Source organism: Arthrobacter sp. SRS-W-1-2016 (assembly GCF_002009585.1).
In the GTDB taxonomy this organism is placed as follows: domain Bacteria; phylum Actinomycetota; class Actinomycetes; order Actinomycetales; family Micrococcaceae; genus Arthrobacter; species Arthrobacter bambusae_A.
This window is the reverse complement of sequence record NZ_MTPV01000069.1, coordinates 1-1,009: the sequence shown is the minus strand read 5'-3', so window position 1 is coordinate 1,009 and position 1,009 is coordinate 1. Positions and strand designations below refer to the sequence as shown.

Here is a 1,009-nt window from a genome sequence, read left to right as displayed (position 1 = left end):
TCGTCCCGGACGAGTCGCGGACCTTCGGCATGGACGCGTTCTTCCCGACCGCGAAGATCTACAACCCGGGCGGCCAGAACTACCTCTCCGTGGACCGGGACCTCGTCCTGGCCTACAAGGAATCCCCCATGGGCCAACTCATCCACCCCGGCATCAACGAAGCCGGCGCCGTCGCGGCCTTCACCGCCGCCGGCACCGCCTACGCCACCCACGGCGAACCCCTCGTGCCGATCTACGTGTTCTACTCCATGTTCGGCTTCCAACGCACCGGCGACGCCTTCTGGGCCGCCGCGGACCAAATGACCCGCGGCTTCATCATCGGCGCCACCGCAGGACGGACCACCCTCACCGGCGAAGGACTCCAACACGCCGACGGACACTCCCCCATCCTGGCCTCCACCAACCCCGCCGTCCTCACCTACGACCCCGCCTACGGCTACGAAATCGGACACATCATCCGCGACGGCCTCGAACGCATGTACGGAGAGAACTCCGCCGACCGGAACGTGATGTACTACCTCACCGTGTACAACGAACCGATCACCCAGCCGAACGAACCCGAGAACCTCGACGTCAACGGCGTCCTCAAAGGCATCTACCGGCTCAGCCCGGCGAAAACCGACGGGCCCCGCGCGCAGCTCCTGGCCTCCGGCGTCTCGGTCCCCTGGGCCCTGGAAGCCCAGAAAGTCCTCGCCCAGGACTGGGGCGTCTCCGCGGACGTCTGGTCCGTGACTTCCTGGAACGAACTCCGACGCGACGGACTCGCCGCCGAAGAACACGCCTTCCTGAACCCCGGCGAAGAACCCCGCACCCCGTTCGTCGCCCAGCAACTCGCAGGCGCCACCGGACCGGTCATCGCCGTCACCGACTACATGAAGGCCGTCCCGGACCAGATCCGCCAATTCATCCCCAACGAATTCGCCTCCCTCGGCGCCGACGGCTTCGGATTCTCCGACACCCGCCAAGCCGCACGACGCTTCTTCAAAAACGACACCCACTCCATCGTCGT

1 pseudogene is annotated in these 1,009 nt (G+C 66.2%); it reads left to right on the top strand.

Annotated features, from left to right (window positions below):
• Positions 1-1,009 (top strand): annotated as a pseudogene (locus BMF89_RS19070) (pyruvate dehydrogenase (acetyl-transferring), homodimeric type); the annotation flags it as partial.